The organism is Actinomycetes bacterium, assembly GCA_024222295.1.
Lineage (GTDB): Bacteria > Actinomycetota > Acidimicrobiia > Acidimicrobiales > Microtrichaceae > JAAEPF01.
The window spans coordinates 1-16,957 of the sequence record JAAEPF010000025.1 but is presented as its reverse complement, the minus strand read 5'-3'; the positions used below and the strand labels follow the sequence as shown (position 1 = coordinate 16,957).

Genomic DNA, 16,957 nt, shown 5'->3' with positions numbered 1-16,957 from the left:
TGTGAACCAGACATTCATCATGTGCAAGCCCGACGCCGTGGAACGCGGCCTCGTGGGCGAGATCATCAGCCGCATCGAGCGCAAGGGCCTCCGCATCGTTCAGATGGACATGCGTACGCCCGACCGTGCCCTGGCCGAGGCCCACTACGACGAGCATGCCGACAAGCCGTTCTTCGGTGACCTGGTGGACTTCCTCACCCGCGGTCCCGTGGTGGCGATGGTGGTCGAGGGCCCCGACGACAACACGTTCTCGCTGATGCGCACGATGATCGGCAAGACGAACGTGGATGATGCCCAGCCGGGTTCGATTCGTGGCGACTTCGCAACGATCACCAACGAGAACCTGGTTCACGGCTCCGACGCCCACGACTCGGCCGCACGCGAGATTGGCCTCTGGTTCCCCAACTGAGTGGACCGCAGGGGTCCCGGTGAGTCACAATGTTACGGTTCGGTGTCGATTGTTTCGCCGCGTTCGCGCAGCAGGCAGCGACTAGCCTCTGGGTCACTACTCCTCGGATCAGCACATGCCTCGGATCAACTCCAACCTCCTCGGCCGCGACATGGCGGTCGATCTGGGCACTGCCAACACCCTCGTGTACGTGCGCGGTGAGGGGATCGTGCTCAGCGAGCCCTCAGTGGTCGCCGTTCGCACCACCGACGGTCGCGCCCTGGCAGTCGGTGCCGATGCCAAGCGGATGATCGGCCGCACCCCGTCGCACATCGAAGCGGTCCGACCTCTCAAGGACGGTGTCATCTCGGACTTCGAGATCTGCGAGACGATGCTGCGCTACTTCATCCAACAGGTGCACCAGAGTCGGTTCTCCAAGCCGCGAATGGTGATCTGTGTGCCGTCCGGCGTGACCGGTGTGGAGAAACGCGCTGTGCAGGACGCAGCAGAGTACGCGGGTGCGCGCAAGCCGGTGCGCATCATCGAAGAGCCAATGGCTGCCGCGATCGGATCCGGCCTTCCCGTTCAGGACCCCACCGGATCGATGATCGTCGACATCGGCGGCGGTACCACCGAGGTTGCAGTGATCTCCCTCGGCGGGGGCGTCACCTCGCAGTCGGTGAGGGTGGGTGGCGACGAGCTCGACGAGGCGATCATCCAGTTCATCAAGAAGGAGTTCAGCCTCGCGTTGGGCGAGCGGACCGCCGAGATGGTGAAGGTGGAGCTCGGCTCCGCATGCGAGCTCGAACAGGAACTCCAGGCCGAGGTGCGCGGTCGCGACCTCGTGACCGGGTTGCCCAAGACGGTAGTGACCTCGACCCACGAGATCCGCGAGGCGATAGCCGAGCCGGTCACCTCAGTGATCGATGCCGTGAAGGTCACCCTCGACCGCACTCCGCCGGAGCTCGCGGCCGACATCATGGAACGCGGAATCATGCTCGCTGGTGGCGGCGCCCTGCTCAAGGGTCTGCCGGAGCGGCTCGCAGCGGAAACGGGCATGCCGATCCTGATCGCCCCGCGTCCGCTCGATGCGGTGGCACTGGGATCGGGCCAGATCCTCGAGGAGTTCGACGCACTCGAGGGCCTGCTTCCCACCTCTGAACGAGAGTAGGAACCCTGCGTCCCGTCAGGCCGACGCAAACCGGCCCCAAACGCCGCTCCCGGCGCGTGTTGCTGATCATCACGTTGCTGGCAGTCACGCTCGTGACCGTCGACGCTCTCGGGGGGAACTTCTTCGACCCCGTGCGCAACGCCACCTCGGACGTGGTGTCACCTCTGTCCGGCGCCGTGCGCTGGGTGACCACACCGCTCCGCAACGCCTGGAAGGGCATCAGCGGCTACGAGGAACTGGAGGCGGAGAACGAGGAGCTACGCGCCCAGCTCGACGATGTCGCCGGAGAGGAGATCCGCGACCGCAACGCGACCGAACAGCTGGAGAAGCTTCGAGCGGAGCTCAACATCGGCTCCATCGGTGACATCCCGAGCGAGATCGCCCGCGTGGCAACGGGCCCCCGCAACAACTTCACCGACCACCGAATCGAGCTCGACAAGGGAGCCAACTCGGGCATCGAGGTGGGCATGCCGGTGATGACCGGTGGGGGGCTGCTCGGCCGGGTCGAGCGCGTGTCCTCGAACCGCTCGATCGTGCAGCTGATCACCGACCCGAGTTTCGAGCTGGGGGTGCGCATCGCCGACACCCAGGACCTGGGCATCGGCCACGGGTCCGGCGAAGGCCGGCCGTTCATCGTCTACAAGGGCATCGAGCTGACCGACCCGGTCGAGGAAGGCGACGTAGTGCTCACCAGCGGCCTTCTGCGCGCCATCATGCCGCCGGACGTGCCGATCGGCACCGTCACCGAGGTGCAGCCCGACCAGGCGGCGGGGAGCCTGATTCTCGATGTGGAGCTGGCCGCCAAGCTGAGCCAGATCGACGTCGTCCAGGTGCTGAAGTGGGTGCCACCCGCGTGAGGGTTGCGCCGTGACCGAGGAAATCCGCATGGTCGCCCGCACCGCGCTGGTGTTGTTCGTGGCGCTGGTGCTGCAGGTGGGCCTGTTCGACGAACTGAGGGTCTTCTCGGTTCACCCCGAGTTGCTGCTGGCCGTCGGGATCGCCACGGCCGTAGCGTGGGGTCCTGAACGCGGTGTCGTGGTCTGCTTCGTAGCTGGACTGCTGGCCGATCTCATCCTTTCCGGACGCTTCGGCGTGACCGCCCTGGCCTGGGGCGTCGCGGGCTACGGGGTGGGTCGGCTGTCGGATGCGGTCGCGAGGCGCAGCCACTTCATCGACGCCGGACTCATGGCGCTCGGAAGTGCCGCCGCAGTGATGCTCTATGCGGTGGTGGCGGCGTTGTTCGGAGAATCGACCCTCGGAGACGACCACCTGTGGCGCATCATCGGAATCGTGACTGCATGGAACGTGCTGCTCAGCCCGATCGTGCTGCCCGTCGCCCGCTGGGCCGGCCGGGAACCCGAGTTGAGGCCGGTCAGGTAGATGGACACTGATTCGAGCCAGGTGCGCCTGGGAGCCATCGGGATCGTGGCGATCTCACTGTTCCTGGCCCTGTTCGCGCGCCTCTGGTTCCTGCAGGGCATCGAGCGCCAGGAGTTCGAGGCGACTTCGGTCTCCAACCGCCTGCGCGTGATCCAGACCGAGGGTCCGCGGGGTCGCATCCTCGACCGCAACGGCAAGGTGCTGGTCGACAACCGCACGACGATCGTGGTCGGCCTCGACCGCGAGCCGTTGCGCGAGAAGATCCGCGGCCTCGACGACTCCGTGGAATCGGACCTGCCCGAGATCCGTGAGCGACTGTCACCCGATTTCGAGGCGATCGCCTCCGCACTGTCCTCGCTGGGGGTGGCCACCACACCCGACGACGTGTGGGAGCGCTTCATGGACAAGCGGTACTCGCCCCAGGAGCCGGTGCCCGTCGCCGAGGACGTGTCGGTGGAGGTGGAGCAGTTCCTCACCGAGCGTGCACAGGACTACCCCGGCGTGGTGGTGGACAGGCGAACGGTCCGGGAGTACCCGTACGGCCCGCTGGCCGCCCACATCATCGGCTACGTCGGCGAGATCAGCGACGAGGAGCTGTTGGCCCGCGGCGGCGAGGTGCCGGGCTCGGACGAAGTGGCGGAGACGACCACGACCGTGCCGGGGGTCGAGCCCAAGCCCTATGAAGCCGGTGACAGCATCGGCAAGACCGGCGTGGAGCGCGCCTACGAGGCCGACCTGCGCGGCGTTCCGGGCGAGCGCACCATCGAGGTGAACGCCAAGGGTGAGTTGCTCGACGTGGTGTCGGACACGCCGCCGCAGGCAGGTGACGACCTGTGGCTGACCCTCGACATCGACTTGCAGGCCCACGCCGAGGCGGAGCTGGCCAACACCCTCGAGGGGCTGCGTGATCCGTCGCCTGACCAGCCGGGTCGCCAGGGGGCGGTCGTCGTCACCGATCCCACGACCGCCGGCGTGCTGGCCATGGCCAGCTACCCGACATATGACCTGCGGCTGATCGTCAACGGCATCCCCACCGCGTTGTGGGACCAGTTCCAGGATCCGGCATCCGGGCTGCCACTGAACAACTGGGCCACCCAGGGCCAGTATGCGCCGGGCTCAACGTTCAAGCCGATAACCGCGCTGGCGGGGATCCAGTCGGGGTTCCTGCGCCCCGGCAACGACAGCTACGCCGATGCCGGCGTGTACACGATCGAGGGCTGCAGGGGCGGCAAGTGCGAGTTCAGCAACTCCGGTGGTGCCGCGAATGGGCGGGTCAATCTGGCCCGCTCGCTCACGGTATCCTCCAACGTCTACTACTACTGGATCTCCGACCAGCTGTGGCGCGGTCGCGACACCTACGGCGAGACGCCGATCCAGGACGCGGCGAAGGGCTTCGGGCTCGGAACCCGCACCGGCATCGACTTGCCGGGTGAGGCGGGCGGGCGCGTGCCGACCCCCCAAGGGCGCAAGGAGGCCTACGAAGCCAACCCCGACCTGTTTCTCACCGGCGACTGGTTCGTGGGCGACAACCTCAACACCGGGGTTGGTCAGGGCGACGTGCTGATGACCCCGCTGCAGCTCAACAGCGTGTACTCGACGATCGCCAACGGTGGCTCTGTGCTGCAGCCGCACGTGGGCCTGCAGACCACGAGGGCGATCGACCCCACCGTCGACCCCGGGTCGAAGGGCAACTACGAGGTGGTGCGCACGATCGAACCGGTCGAAACCGGCCGGGTCGAGATTGCGCCCGACCGATACATCCAGATATTCGAAGGCCTGCTCGGGGTCACCCAGAGCGGCGAGGGCACCGCTGTTGAGGCATGGCAGGCCAACCGCACCGCGTGGCCGTTCGCCGGCAAGACGGGCACCGGCGAGGTCAACGGCCAGGAGGACACGTCGGTGTTCGCAGGCTGGGGCCCGGCCGTGGGCGACCAGGCGCCCACGCATTCGATCTCGGTGATCCTGCCCAACTCCGGGTTCGGTGGAACCTATGCGGCTCCGCTGGCGTTCGAGGTGCTCGCGCCCGCCTCGAACGGTGAGCTGCCACTGGCCTGTCCGGTGACCGAACCCGAGCGCACGGAGTGCGAGGAATACAACGCCGAGGCGGCTGCCGTCGCGGCAGGCGAGGAGGTCGGCTGATGCTGAGCTCCTCCACCCGCACACCCGGCGCCAGCCTCTCAGCCCGTGACCTGACGGCACCCTGGCGCCACATCGACGGGATCCTCCTCGCCGCTGTATCGGTCGTGACGGTCATGGGCGCGGTGATGGTGTTCGGTGCCACGCGCTACACCGAGGACAACACAGGGCTGATCTACCGTCACGTCTTCTTCGTGGTGGTCGGCTTCGGGCTGATGGCCGCCGCATCGCTGATCGACTATCGGCGGATCGCCGACTGGTGGCAGATCATCTACGGCGTCTCGATCCTGGCGCTGCTCGGGGTGCTGACACCCCTCGGCGCGACCATCAACGGCACCACCGGCTGGTACCGCCTGGGCCCGCTGTCGTTCCAGCCGGCCGAGCTCGCCAAGCTCGCCACGATCCTGGCCGTCGGTGCCTACCTGGGCTCGGTCGACCGAGTGGACCTGCGGCGACTCGGTGTGGCACTCGGGTTGCTGTCGGTTCCGCTCGGACTCCTGCTCCTGCAGCCCGACCTCGGCTCGGCGCTGGTGTTCGCTGCGATCGCACTGGGGATGCTCGTGGTCGGTGGCGTACAGATGCGCCACCTGGCCGGCCTGGCCGTTGTGGGTGTGGCGGCCGTGGCGCTGCTGCTCGGCTCCGGCATGCTCGATGAGTACCAGCAGGACCGCCTGAGCGACTTCCTGTCCACCGACGGCCAGTCCTACAACGTCACCCAGGCACAGACCGCGATCTCATCTGGCGGGCTGACCGGGTACGGGTTCGGTGACGGGCCCCAGACGCGGGGCGGGTTCGTGCCCGTGCAGGAGTCGGACTTCATATTCACGGTGGTGGGCGAGGAGTTCGGATTCCTCGGCTCGGCGCTGCTCGTGGGCCTGCTCGGTGTGATCATCTGGCGGATCTGGCGGGCGGCGCAGCTGGCGCCGGACAAGCTCGGAACCCTGCTGTGCGTCGGGATCCTGTCGATGTTCCTGTTCCACATGTTCGAGAACATCGGTATGACGCTGGGGATCATGCCCGTGACCGGCATCCCTCTGCCTTTCGTTTCCTACGGCGGATCGTCGATCATGGCCAGCTTCGTCGCCGTCGGCGTGGTCCAGTCGGTGCACATGCACCGGTTCTCCTGAGAACCCGCCCGACCGGTAGAGTAGATCGATCATGGCTGGACCGCCCGAGCCGATTTTCGACCGGCTGGAACCCCTCCTTCACAGGGTGCAGCGGCCCGCGCGCTACATCGGCTGCGAAATGGGCGTAGTGGAGCCCGAATGGTCAGCCGATGCGGTCTCGTGGCTGCTGACCTACCCCGACACCTATGAGATCGGCCAGCCCAACCAGGGTCTGCAGATCCTCTTCGAGATCATCAACGAGCGGCCCGACGCGGTGGCCGAGCGGGCCTATGCCCCATGGGTCGACCTCGAGGAACAGCTGCGCGCCGAAGGCCTGCCGCTGTTCAGCGTCGACACACACCGACCGGCCGGTGCCTTCGACATATTGGCGTTCAATCTGTCCGCCGAGCTGACCTACACCAACCTGCTCAACTGCGTTGACCTCGCAGGCGCGCCCGTGCGTGCCGCGGATCGCGGTCCGGAGCACCCGCTGGTGATTGCGGGTGGGCACTGCACCTACAACCCCGAACCGCTGGCCGACTTCCTCGACGCAGCGGTGCTGGGCGACGGCGAGGAAGTGGTCGCCCACATCACCGAGGCCGTGGCTGCCCACAAGGCAGGTTCCGGTACACGCGAAGACCTCCTGCGCAGCCTTGCCGGCATCGAGGGCGTGTACGTGCCGGCCGCCTACGAGGTCACCGAGGCGGGCACCACGGAGCCGGTGTGGCCCGAGGCCCCCGAAGTCGTGTCGCGCTGCACGATCACCGACCTGGCGGAATGGCCGTACCCGGCCAGCCAGATGGTGCCCGTCACCGAAGTCGTGCACGACCGGCTCAACGTCGAGGTCTTCCGCGGCTGCACCCGGGGATGCAGGTTCTGCCAGGCGGGCATGATCACGCGACCGGTGCGCGAGCGACCCGCCGAGCAGGTCTCCCAGATGGTCCGTGACGGCATCGAGCGCACCGGCTACGACGAAGTCGCGCTCACCTCGCTCAGCACCGCCGACTTCTCCGGCATTGCCGACGTGGTGGGCGAGGTGGTGGCCAACGACACCGAAGGCCGGATCTCGGTCTCGCTTCCATCGTTGCGGGTCGATGCCTTCGGCGTCGACATCGCGGCCCAGATACAGAAAGGCCGCCGAACCGGGCTCACCTTCGCACCAGAGGCGGGCACCTGGCGGATGCGGCAGGTCATCAACAAGCTGATCCGCGAGGAAGACCTGTACTCGGCGGTGGATGCCGCCTACTCACAGGGTTGGCGCCGGGTGAAGCTCTACTTCCTCATCGGCCTGCCGAGCGAGACCGACGAGGACACCCTCGGAATCGCAGCCATGGCGGAGAACTGCATCGAGATCGGGCGTCGCCATCTCAAGAGCCCCTCGGTGACGGTGAGCGTCGGCGGCTTCGTGCCGAAGCCTTTCACGCCGTTCCAGTGGTTCGGCCAGAACACCGAGGTCGAGTTGCATCGCAAGGTGTCCCTGCTGCGCGACGCCCTGCGCAAGAACCGCAACGTCCAGCTCAAGTGGCACGACACCCGTGCCAGCGTGATCGAAGGCGTGTTGAGCCGCGGTGACCGCCGGCTCGGCCCGGTCATCGAAGATGCCTGGCGCAACGGCGCCACGTTCCAGGAGTGGTCCGAGCGATTCGAACTCGACACCTGGACAGAGGCACTGGGGGCCCATGGTCTCGACGTGGAGCAGTTCGCCCACCGGCACCGCACCGAAGACGAGCCGCTGCCCTGGGACCACCTCGACGCCGGCCTGCACAAGGACTTCCTGTGGCAGGACTGGCAGGACGCCCTCGAGGAAGTGGGCCTGCCCGATTGCCGCTGGACGCCCTGCTACGACTGTGGCGCGTGCACCGGCTACGGCGTCGAGCATGTCGTCGCCTCGGCCGTGCCGCCCGCCGGTGGAAGCCAGGGCACCGGCCAGGATCTGGACGCCGTGCCGGTGTCGGTGCCGGTGCAGATCGGAGCGGCGCGGTGAGTGTCGTGCCCAACGACCGTGTGCGGATCCGCTACCGCGTGGGTGGAAAGATCCGCTTTCTGTCACACCGTGACGTCGCACGGGTCATCGAGCGTGCCATCAGGCGCGCCGGGGTACCGGTTGCCTACAGCCAGGGTTACTCGCCCCGGCCGAAGCTGCAGTACGGGCTCGCCCTTTCCACGGGCTATGAGTCCGACGGCGAATACATCGAAGTGGAGCTCGACGCCGATCGTGTCGGGATCCGCAACCCGGAGGCAATCGCATCGGCGCTCGCCGAATGCATGCCCAAGGGACTGGACATCACCGCGGGATCCGCGGTGCCGACCGGATCACCTTCGTTGCAGGACTCCGTGGAGTCCACGACGTGGGAGATCCACCTGGCCGCGGGTGAGCCTGCGGCCGATGTGCTGGCGCAACGGGTGGGGGATCTGCTCGCCGCCGAAGAATACGGAATCGAGATCGTCCGCAAGGGAAAGCAGATACGCGAGGACCTGCGCCCCCTTCTGCGCGAACTGGTGGTGATCCCACCGGGTCGCTCGGCACGAACTGTGCTCAGAGCAGAGCTCGGAACCAAACCTCGCAGCGTCCGACCCGCAGAACTCCTGGAAACGCTCGGTGTGACCGAGCCGCTCCTCGTGAGGCGGACACACCAATGGATTTACAGCGACGGCGAGCGCCGCGAGCCAATCGGGCTCGCCCAGCCGTCGAAAGGACTCAACAATGACCGAAGACAACAGCAACAAGACTCCCCAGACGGAGCCCCGCAAGCCGAAGATCGGCGACAGCCGGCCGGCACCCAACACTGACAAGCCCAACACTGACAAGGGGTCCAATCCTGACAGGGCCAAGCCCGAGGGCAAGGGCGGCTCCGGTTCCCGCAACCGCCGCCGGCGCAAGCGCGGCGGATCCGGCCAGGGCAATCAGAGCCAGGGCAATCAGAACCAGGGCCAGAAGCAGGGCCAGAAGCAGAACAGCAACCAGAACGGCCAGAACAGCAACCAGAACGGCCAGACCAGGCAGGGCGGCGGTCGCAACCGCAAGCGTCGCCGCAAGGCACCGGCTCCGGTGTCGGTGAAGGTCGACGATCTCGAGGCGGTCGAACTCGACGAGGAGCAGCTGGCCAAGCGCCGCGGCGCATACAAGGACGGCAAGGCGCTCGGCCGCTACCAGATGATGGTGCACGTCACCGACGGAGTGACGTACATAGCTGTGCTCGAGGGTCGGTCACTCGCCGAGGTCTACGTGGCACGCCCGAGCGACGACGTCGCCCAGATCCACGGCAACATCTACGTGGGTCGCGTCGAGAACGTGCTTCCGGGCATGGAAGCGGCGTTCGTGGACATCGCCACGCCGAAGAACGCGGTCCTGTACCGCTCCGACATCACCTGGGACCCCTCGGAGATCGAGGGCGTCAAGAAGGGCGAGAAACCCCGCATCGAGCAGGTGCTCAAGGACCGCCAGACGATCCTGTGCCAGGTCACCAAGAACCCGATTGCCCACAAGGGCGCCCGGCTCACCCAGGAAGTGTCGATTCCGGGCCGATTCGTGGTGTTTGTGCCCAACTCCAACACGATCGGCATCTCCAAGCGCCTTGCGGACCAGGAACGCAAACGCCTGCGCAAGATCCTCGACAAGGCCCGCCCCGAGGGGCACGGCCTGATCGTGCGCACCGCCGCCGAGGGCGTCACCGCCGAGGAGATCCAGCGCGACGTGCGGCACCTCGCCGCCCAGTGGGAGGAGATCAACAAGATCGCACAGGGCCAGAACTCGCCGCGGCTGATCTACCGCGAGCCGCCGATGGCGGTGAGGATGATCCGCGAGGAGTTCAACGCCGACTTCCGCTCGGTGATGATCGATGATCCCGAGCTCTTCGAGGAGATCCGCTCCTACGCCGAGACCGTGGCTCCGGCACTCGCGGAACGGGTCGAGCTCTATGACAACGCGGACCCGCTTGCGATGTTCGAGCGCTACCACGTGTCCGAACAGCTGGCGAAGGCACTCGACCGCAAGGTGTGGCTTCCTTCCGGTGGCTCGCTGATCATCGAGGCCACCGAAGCCCTCACGGTCATCGACGTCAACACGGGCAAGAACGTGGGCTCCTCGAGCCTCGAGGAAACCGTGCTCCACAACAACCTGGAGGCCGCCGAAGAGATCGCCCGTCAGCTCCGCCTGCGTGACATCGGTGGCATCATCGTGGTCGACTTCGTTGACATGGAGGTTCGCGAGAACCGCGATCAGGTCGTTCGCAAGCTCAAAGAAGCACTGCGCCGCGACAAGACCCGCACCCAGGTGTTCCCGATTTCGGAGCTCGGGCTGGTCGAAATGACCCGCAAGCGCATCGGTGAGGGACTGCTCGAGACCGTTGCCCACCGCTGTGAGGACTGTGGGGGTCGCGGGCTGGTCGTGGAGGATGCTTTGCTCACGGGAAAGTCCGACAAGTAGCATGGTCAAGCTATGTATGCAGTCGTGAAGACCGGTGGAAAGCAGTACCGAGTGGAGCAGGGCCAGCGTCTGCGCGTCGAGCGCGTCGGTGAGCCCGATTCCACAGTCGAGTTGCCCGCAGTGCTGCTCGTCGACGGGGACAACGTGATCGCAGGCGACGATGCCGCCAAGGCAACCGTCTCGGCTCGGGTCGTCGACGAGGGTCGGGGCCGCAAGATCCAGGGCTTCACCTACAAGAACAAGTCGAACCAGCGCCGTCGGTGGGGTCACCGCCAGGCGTACTCCACCATCGAGATCACCGGCATCAGCGCCGGCTGAGGTAACGAGATGTCGAAGACAAAGGGCGGCGGCTCAACACGCAACGGGCGCGACTCAAACGCACAGCGCCTCGGCGTCAAGGTCTACGACGGCGGCACAGTGACCGCCGGGTCGATCCTGGTTCGCCAGCGCGGAACCCGGATCCACCCCGGCGACAACGTCGGCAAGGGTGGCGACGACACGCTGTTCGCGCTCGCTGATGGCACCGTGCGCTACGGCACTCGCCGCAACCGCAAGGTCGTCAGCATCCAGTCAGACACCGACGGGTAGGTCCTCCGAGCGCCACCCGAGCCGCGCCTTCGCTTCGGCGAAGGCATATCGGTCTGTCATGCCACCGACCCATGTGACTGCCTCGCGCAGGGCTTCGTCGCTGCCTGGCTCCACACCGGTCGCACCCAGCACGTTGGGTCGGTCCGCGTAGTACTCCACGAGTGCCCGCAGCACCCGGATCACCGACTCCGACTGCCTCAGCGACGCCGGGCGCATGTAGATGTGCTCGTAGTTGAAGGCGCGGAAAGCGGCGAGCGCCTCGGCGAGCGGCTCGGCCATGCCCACCGTGGAGGTGTCTCGAATGGCATCGACCACGCCGCGTATGAACGCATCCAGACGTCGGCTGCGCCGCGTGCCGCACCGCTCGCGGACCACCTCGGGCAGCATGTCGTCGCTCACGATGCCCACATGTGATGCGTCTTCCATGTCGTGGCACACGTAGGCAATGCGATCCGCCCAGGACACGATCTCGCCCTCCGGTGTGGAGGGCAGCGGCCGTGACCAGGAATGATTGGCAATGCCGTCGAGGGTCTCGGCGCAAAGGTTCAGTGGCTCCAGCACCACCTCGGCACCCCACACCGCATGGTCGTAGCCGCCGTCGACATATGGCGAGAACGCGTCCTCGGAAGCGTGTCCACCCGGGCCGTGGCCGCAATCGTGGCCCAGCGCGATCGCCTCGGTGAGCGTGACGTTGGCTCCGACGGCACCAGCGATTGCTGTGGCCACCTGGGCCACCTCGAGCGCATGGGTCAGCCGGGTGCGTTGGTGGTCCTCGGGGAACACGAACACCTGGGTCTTCCCCGCCAGGCGCCGAAACGCATTGGCATGCAGGATCCGGTCACGGTCACGCTCGAAGCAGGTCCTGTCCGGATCCGGTTCCTCGTCGCGTGCGCGTCTACCTGCTCCCACCGCAAGGGTTGCACCGGCCGCCAGGGTCGCGGCCTCCCGTTCCTCGCGCTGCTCCCGACCTGAAGGTGCGCCGGCAAGCGAGTTGGCCCCACCCTCATGGGCATGGCGCAGCGGAGTGGCCGCGAACTCCCCACCGGAGTGCCCACCCATGGTGGAAGCCCAACGCTCTGTTCTCTCGTTCACGACAAGGTCCCGTCCACACAAGAGAGAATAGGTATCGGGTGTGACAGTCGCGCGCCCCTATCCTGTGCGCGTGTCAGAGTTCGTCGACGAGTGTGGCCTGAATGTGCGCGGCGGTGACGGTGGCGCGGGCTCGGTGTCGTTCAGGCGCGAGGCACACACGCCCATGGGTGGTCCTGACGGCGGAGATGGCGGTGACGGTGGCGACGTGTGGCTGGTGGCCGACCGCAACACTGCCTCGCTGATCGCATTCAGGGACCATCCTCACCGCAAGGCCACATCCGGCACGCACGGGTCGGGCAAGAAGCGCCACGGCCACGCGGGCGACGACATCGAGGTGTTGGTGCCGATCGGCACCCAGGTGCGCACCCAGGAGGGGCGGCCGCTTGCCGACCTCACCCGCGAGGGCGACCGCTGGCTGGCCGCCGAGGGCGGTCGCGGCGGTCGGGGCAACGCGAAGTTCCTCTCCAACCGTCGTCGCGCCCCTGGCTTCGCCGAGCAGGGCGAAGAGGGCGAGGAGCACTGGATGGTGCTCGAGCTGAAGCTGCTGGCGGACGTGGCCCTCGTGGGGTTCCCCAACGTGGGCAAGTCCACGCTCATCTCCCGGGTGTCGGCTGCCAAGCCGAAGATCGCGGACTACCCGTTCACCACCCTGGTGCCCAACCTGGGAGTGGTGCGCACCGACGACGGATTCGAGATGGTGATCGCCGACATCCCCGGCCTCATCGAGGGCGCCGCCGAGGGCAGAGGGCTCGGTCACCAGTTCCTGCGCCACATCGAGCGCTCGCGGGTGCTGGTGGTGATGCTCGACCTGGCGGAGTTCGCAGAGGCAGCTCCGGCCGAGCAACTCGAGGTGCTACTGACCGAGCTCGGCGACTACCGCCCCGAGCTGCTGGCCCGCCCCCGGCTCGTCATCGGCTCGCGCGCCGACATGGCCACCGCCGAAACGCTCGCCTCACTCGAACAGCTGGATCCGCAGGCGCTGGTCGTATCGGCAGTGACGGGCCAGGGCACCGCCGAGCTGATCGGGTCCCTGCGCCAGCTCGTCGAGGAGGAACGCGAAACGGAGTCCGACGACGAAGGTTTCGTGACCCTGCGGCCCACTCCCGAGGGCGTCGACGTCGTGCGCCACTCCGACGGTTCGCTGGAGGTGCTCGGACGCGAGGCACGGCGTGCGGTGGCCCTGTCCGACCTCAACGACCCGGATGCGCTCGAGGAAGCCCGCCGCAGGCTGGATGCCCTCGGCGTTAACAGGGCACTACGGCGCGCCGGTGCCCGCGACGGTGACACCGTGGTGATCGGCGACTTCGCATTCGAGTTCGACGACAACCCCGTGGCCGACCTCGGTGGAAACCAGCGACGAACGGCAAGGGAGCGCAAGCAGTGAAGGTCGTGGTGAAGGTGGGCACCTCCAGCCTCACCGACGAACACGGGAGCATCGACTCGTCGAGCGTCGCCGCCCTCGCATCCGAGGTGGCTGCGATCCGCGCATCGGGCCACGAAGCGATCGTGGTGTCCTCCGGTGCCATCGCAGCGGGCCTGCCCGCGCTCGGCTGGAAGGCCGAGGACCGCCCGGGTGACACCCGTACCCTGCAGGCAGTGTCGGCGGTGGGCCAGGCCCACCTGCTGGGGGAGTGGAACGACGCCTTCGCCACCCACGGCCTCACCACAGGTCAGGTGCTGCTTGCGCCCCTCGACTTCGGCAACCGCGCCCAGTACCTGCAGGCCCGTTCCACGCTCGAGAGGCTGGCCGAGCTGGGTGTCGTGCCGGTGGTCAACGAGAACGACGCCATCGCGGATGACGAGATCCGCTTCGGTGACAACGACCGCATCGCCGCCCTGGTGGCCCAGCTGGTGGGCGCCGGGCTGCTGGTGCTTCTCACCGACACCGCGGGCCTCATGGACGCGGACCCCCGCCTGAAGCCCGAGGCATCGCTCATCGAGGAGATCGCCGAGATCGACCATGAACTCGAACGGGTCGGCACCGGGGCCGGTACCGCCCGCGGTAGTGGCGGCATGGCCTCCAAGCTGGCTGCCGCCAAGATGGCCTCGTGGTCGGGTGTGCGTTGCCTGATCGCCCACGCGAGGCGCCCACAGGTGCTCCAGGAAGCCGTGGCCGGTGCCAGCGGTGTGGGTACATGGGTACCCGCCCACAGCCGCAAGCTCAACGCACGCAAGCTCTGGATAGCCTTTGCCCTGCCGCCGAAGGGTCGCCTGGTCGTCGATGACGGTGCAGCCAAGGCCGTCACAGGCGGCGGTCGATCGCTGCTCGCAGCAGGGGTGACCAGCGTCGAAGGGTCCTTCCAACCCGAGGACGCGGTCGAAGTCGTCACCAAGAGCGGCCTGGTGATCGCCAAGGGACTTGCACGCACTGATTCCGAAACGGCGTCAGCTGCTGCGGGAAAGCACTCCCGCGAGTTGCCCGACGACGTCGACGAGCTCATCCACGCGGACGCCCTCGTCGTCGTGGCCGACTAGCTACTCACCGGTAGCGGTCTCGCCCGCGGCTTCACCCGGGTCGGCCGCATCAGCGGTGCCGCCCTCGAGGCCAAGCTTGGAGCGGATCTCGGAAAGGCGGGCCTGTGCCTCGGTGTGCATCGAAGCCTGCTCCACCTCGAGCATCTTGGACTCGACGCCCATCTCGCGTAGCTCCGAGGAGCCCATCGCCTTGGCATAGCGGCTCTCGATCTTCTCCTGCACCTCGGCGAGGGTGGGCACGTCCTGGCCGACTTCCTCGGTGAGGGTGTCCATCGCCGAGTTCATCTGCTCCTGCATCTTCGCCTGGTCGAGCTGGCTGAGGAGGCGCTGCTTCTCGGCGAGCTTCTGCTGGAGCAGTCGGGAGTTCTGCTGGACTGCCCCCTTCGCCTTGGCTGCGGCCTCGGTGGCCTGAAGCGACATCGCCTTGAGGTTGTCGACCTCGCGCTCCTTGGCGATCAGCTGGTTGGCGAAGGCCTCGGCGGCAGCGGTGAACTCGTCCATCTTCGCCGAGTCGCCGGTCTTGCCCGCCTCCTCGGCCATGAGAACTGCCTGGCTGGCGTTGCGGTTGAGCTTTTCGAGTTCCTCGAGTGACGCGTTGAGCCGCATCTCGTTCTGCTTCTGGTTGGCGATGACGTTGGCCGCCTGCTCCTTCAGGCGCCTGTGCTGCTCGCGCGCCTCGGTTATCGCCTGTTCGAGCTGGACCTTGGGGTCGGCCTTCTCGTTGAAGACGGACGACACCTTCGCGCCCATGTACTTCCACCACTTCTTCATCGACTTCCACATGGTGCGAAGACTAGCGGCGCATCCGGCTCCACCGTCCCCGCAGTCCCCGACGCAGGGTGTCGATGGTGTCCTCGAACCCGTGCGGGCGCAGCAGGAAGGTGCCACCCGAGAACACCACAGCCGCCACCAGGACGGCCATCACTATCTCCATAACCGGCCCGGCGTCGGTGTTGGTGCGCACCCACCAGATGGTCATGCCCACCGCTAGCAGCACCATCAAGGCGACCAGGAGGCCCCTGCCGAAGGCCGCCAGGCCCTGCCAGGTGAGCGTTCCCTTGACGTGGCGGTTGAGTATCACCACCGCTGTGATGGCTGCCACGAGATACGAGGCCGAGTACGCAAGCGAGAGCCCTGGCTGGTCCAGTACGGCCACGAAGGGGACCACGAGGGCCACGTTGAGGCCGTTCTGGAACACACTCAGCCAGAAAGGGGTCCTGGTGTTGCGGCGGGCGTGGAACGCGCGGATGCAATACAGGAAGATTGCGAAGAAGGGCAGACCGATGCTGAACCCGGCCAGCATCTCGGCCGTCTGGGCCGTGTCAGCCGCGGTGAACTCGCCGCGCTGTAGCAGGATCTCGATCAGCGGTGCCCCGAGGAAGAGGTAGGCGCCGGCAACGGGCAGCAGGAAGGTGAGCAGCACCGCCAGGCCCTCGCGGAACCGTTCCCGAAACGCAGGCACGTCATGGGCGCTGGCTGCCTCGGACAGGTCGGGCAGGATCACGGTCATGATCGACACGGCGATGAGGCCGTAGGGGAGCTGGAAGAAGATGAATGCGTACTGGTAGGCGGACACCGCACCTTCGCCGGCGCCGCGGGCAATGGTCAGCACGACGAGCAGGGCGATCTGGTTGGCCGCGGCGAACCCGACCGTCCAGCCGGAGAGCCGTACCAGCTTCTTCACCGCTGGATGGCGGGGTTGGAACCTCCAGCGCAGGTGTACCCCGGCCCGGCGCAAGGAGGGGAGCAGCGCCACTGCCATCGACGCAACGCCGGCCGTCGTGCCCAGGCCGAGCAGGTACACGGTCATCGTGGAGTCGGTGTCGGTCCGTCCCGTGGAGATCAGCCACCACACTGCCAGTGCGGCTGCAGATGTGACCACGTTGGTGAGCACCGGCGCGAAGGCCGGGGCGACGAACCGCCGCCGGGCGTGCAACTGGGCGGTCACAAGCGTGGTGATCCCGTAGAACAGGATCTGTGGCAGCAGCAGCGCCAGCAGGTCGTCACCGATCGCCAGCTGCTGGGCACGCTCGGCACCGTCCAGCGGAAGTGCGAACAGCCGGTTGATCAGCGGCGATGCCAGCACCGCCAGCACCGACAGCACGGTGACGGCAACGAACGACACGGTCATCAGCGCAGAGGCTGTGTCGCCGGGGTCATCGTCGCCGGGGTCATCGTCGCCGGGGGCATCGTCG

The 16,957-nt window shown here is 67.1% G+C and carries 16 protein-coding genes; 13 read left to right on the top strand and 3 right to left on the bottom strand.

Annotation, left to right across the window (positions count from 1 at the left end; all coding sequences use genetic code 11):
• The first annotated feature begins 1 nt into the window (after position 1).
• From ndk to rpmA, 11 genes are all read left to right on the top strand, one after another.
• Positions 2-409: a nucleoside-diphosphate kinase gene (gene ndk / locus GY812_09720; GenBank protein ID MCP4435757.1), complete on the top strand. Its 408-nt coding sequence runs from the start codon at positions 2-4 to the stop codon at positions 407-409.
• 115 nt (positions 410-524) lie between these two features.
• Positions 525-1,559 carry a rod shape-determining protein gene (locus tag GY812_09715; protein ID MCP4435756.1) on the top strand — a complete coding sequence of 345 codons (1,035 nt, stop codon included), beginning with the start codon at positions 525-527 and terminating at the stop codon, positions 1,557-1,559.
• A gap of 56 nt (positions 1,560-1,615) precedes the next feature.
• Positions 1,616-2,416 (top strand): rod shape-determining protein MreC, encoded by an 801-nt coding sequence (locus GY812_09710; GenBank protein ID MCP4435755.1) that lies wholly within the window; start codon positions 1,616-1,618, stop codon positions 2,414-2,416.
• A 10-nt stretch (positions 2,417-2,426) separates the two neighbouring features.
• Positions 2,427-2,939 carry a rod shape-determining protein MreD gene (gene mreD, locus GY812_09705; protein MCP4435754.1) on the top strand — a complete coding sequence of 171 codons (513 nt, stop codon included), beginning with the start codon at positions 2,427-2,429 and terminating at the stop codon, positions 2,937-2,939.
• Entirely contained in the window at positions 2,940-5,078 is a 2,139-nt protein-coding gene (locus GY812_09700) for a hypothetical protein (protein ID MCP4435753.1), read from the top strand.
• Positions 5,078-6,202: a rod shape-determining protein RodA gene (locus GY812_09695; protein MCP4435752.1), complete on the top strand. Its 1,125-nt coding sequence runs from the start codon at positions 5,078-5,080 to the stop codon at positions 6,200-6,202. Before GY812_09700 ends, GY812_09695 begins: the two co-directional genes overlap by 1 nt.
• A gap of 31 nt (positions 6,203-6,233) precedes the next feature.
• Complete coding sequence (locus tag GY812_09690) at positions 6,234-8,165, top strand: TIGR03960 family B12-binding radical SAM protein (GenBank protein MCP4435751.1); 1,932 nt, start codon at positions 6,234-6,236, stop codon at positions 8,163-8,165.
• Complete coding sequence (locus GY812_09685) at positions 8,162-8,971, top strand: DUF2344 domain-containing protein (GenBank protein ID MCP4435750.1); 810 nt, start codon at positions 8,162-8,164, stop codon at positions 8,969-8,971. Before GY812_09690 ends, GY812_09685 begins: the two co-directional genes overlap by 4 nt.
• The gene (locus tag GY812_09680; protein ID MCP4435749.1) at positions 8,886-10,607 is read left to right on the top strand and encodes an Rne/Rng family ribonuclease; all 1,722 of its coding nucleotides are present in this window, start codon (positions 8,886-8,888) and stop codon (positions 10,605-10,607) included. The genes GY812_09685 and GY812_09680 overlap by 86 nt, the downstream gene beginning before the upstream one ends.
• A gap of 12 nt (positions 10,608-10,619) precedes the next feature.
• Positions 10,620-10,925, top strand: coding sequence for a 50S ribosomal protein L21 (gene rplU, locus GY812_09675; GenBank protein MCP4435748.1), 306 nt, complete (start codon positions 10,620-10,622; stop codon positions 10,923-10,925).
• A gap of 9 nt (positions 10,926-10,934) precedes the next feature.
• Positions 10,935-11,195, top strand: a complete 261-nt coding sequence (rpmA, locus tag GY812_09670; protein ID MCP4435747.1) for a 50S ribosomal protein L27 — start codon at positions 10,935-10,937, stop codon at positions 11,193-11,195.
• Here the strand turns inward: rpmA and GY812_09665 are convergent.
• Positions 11,178-12,254 carry an HD domain-containing protein gene (locus tag GY812_09665; protein ID MCP4435746.1) on the bottom strand — a complete coding sequence of 359 codons (1,077 nt, stop codon included), beginning with the start codon at positions 12,252-12,254 and terminating at the stop codon, positions 11,178-11,180. The genes rpmA and GY812_09665 overlap by 18 nt on opposite strands.
• Before the next feature lie 103 nt (positions 12,255-12,357).
• Between GY812_09665 and obgE the strand changes: the two genes are divergently transcribed.
• Positions 12,358-13,671 (top strand): GTPase ObgE, encoded by a 1,314-nt coding sequence (gene obgE / locus GY812_09660; protein MCP4435745.1) that lies wholly within the window; start codon positions 12,358-12,360, stop codon positions 13,669-13,671.
• Positions 13,668-14,762: a glutamate 5-kinase gene (gene proB / locus GY812_09655; GenBank protein MCP4435744.1), complete on the top strand. Its 1,095-nt coding sequence runs from the start codon at positions 13,668-13,670 to the stop codon at positions 14,760-14,762. Before obgE ends, proB begins: the two co-directional genes overlap by 4 nt.
• Here proB and GY812_09650 read toward each other — a convergent pair whose 3' ends face one another.
• On the bottom strand, positions 14,763-15,545 hold the full coding sequence (locus GY812_09650; GenBank protein MCP4435743.1) for a PspA/IM30 family protein: 783 nt from the start codon (positions 15,543-15,545) through the stop codon (positions 14,763-14,765).
• Between the two features lie 10 nt (positions 15,546-15,555).
• On the bottom strand, positions 15,556-16,957 hold a 1,402-nt coding region (gene murJ / locus GY812_09645; GenBank protein MCP4435742.1), incomplete at its 5' end, for a murein biosynthesis integral membrane protein MurJ.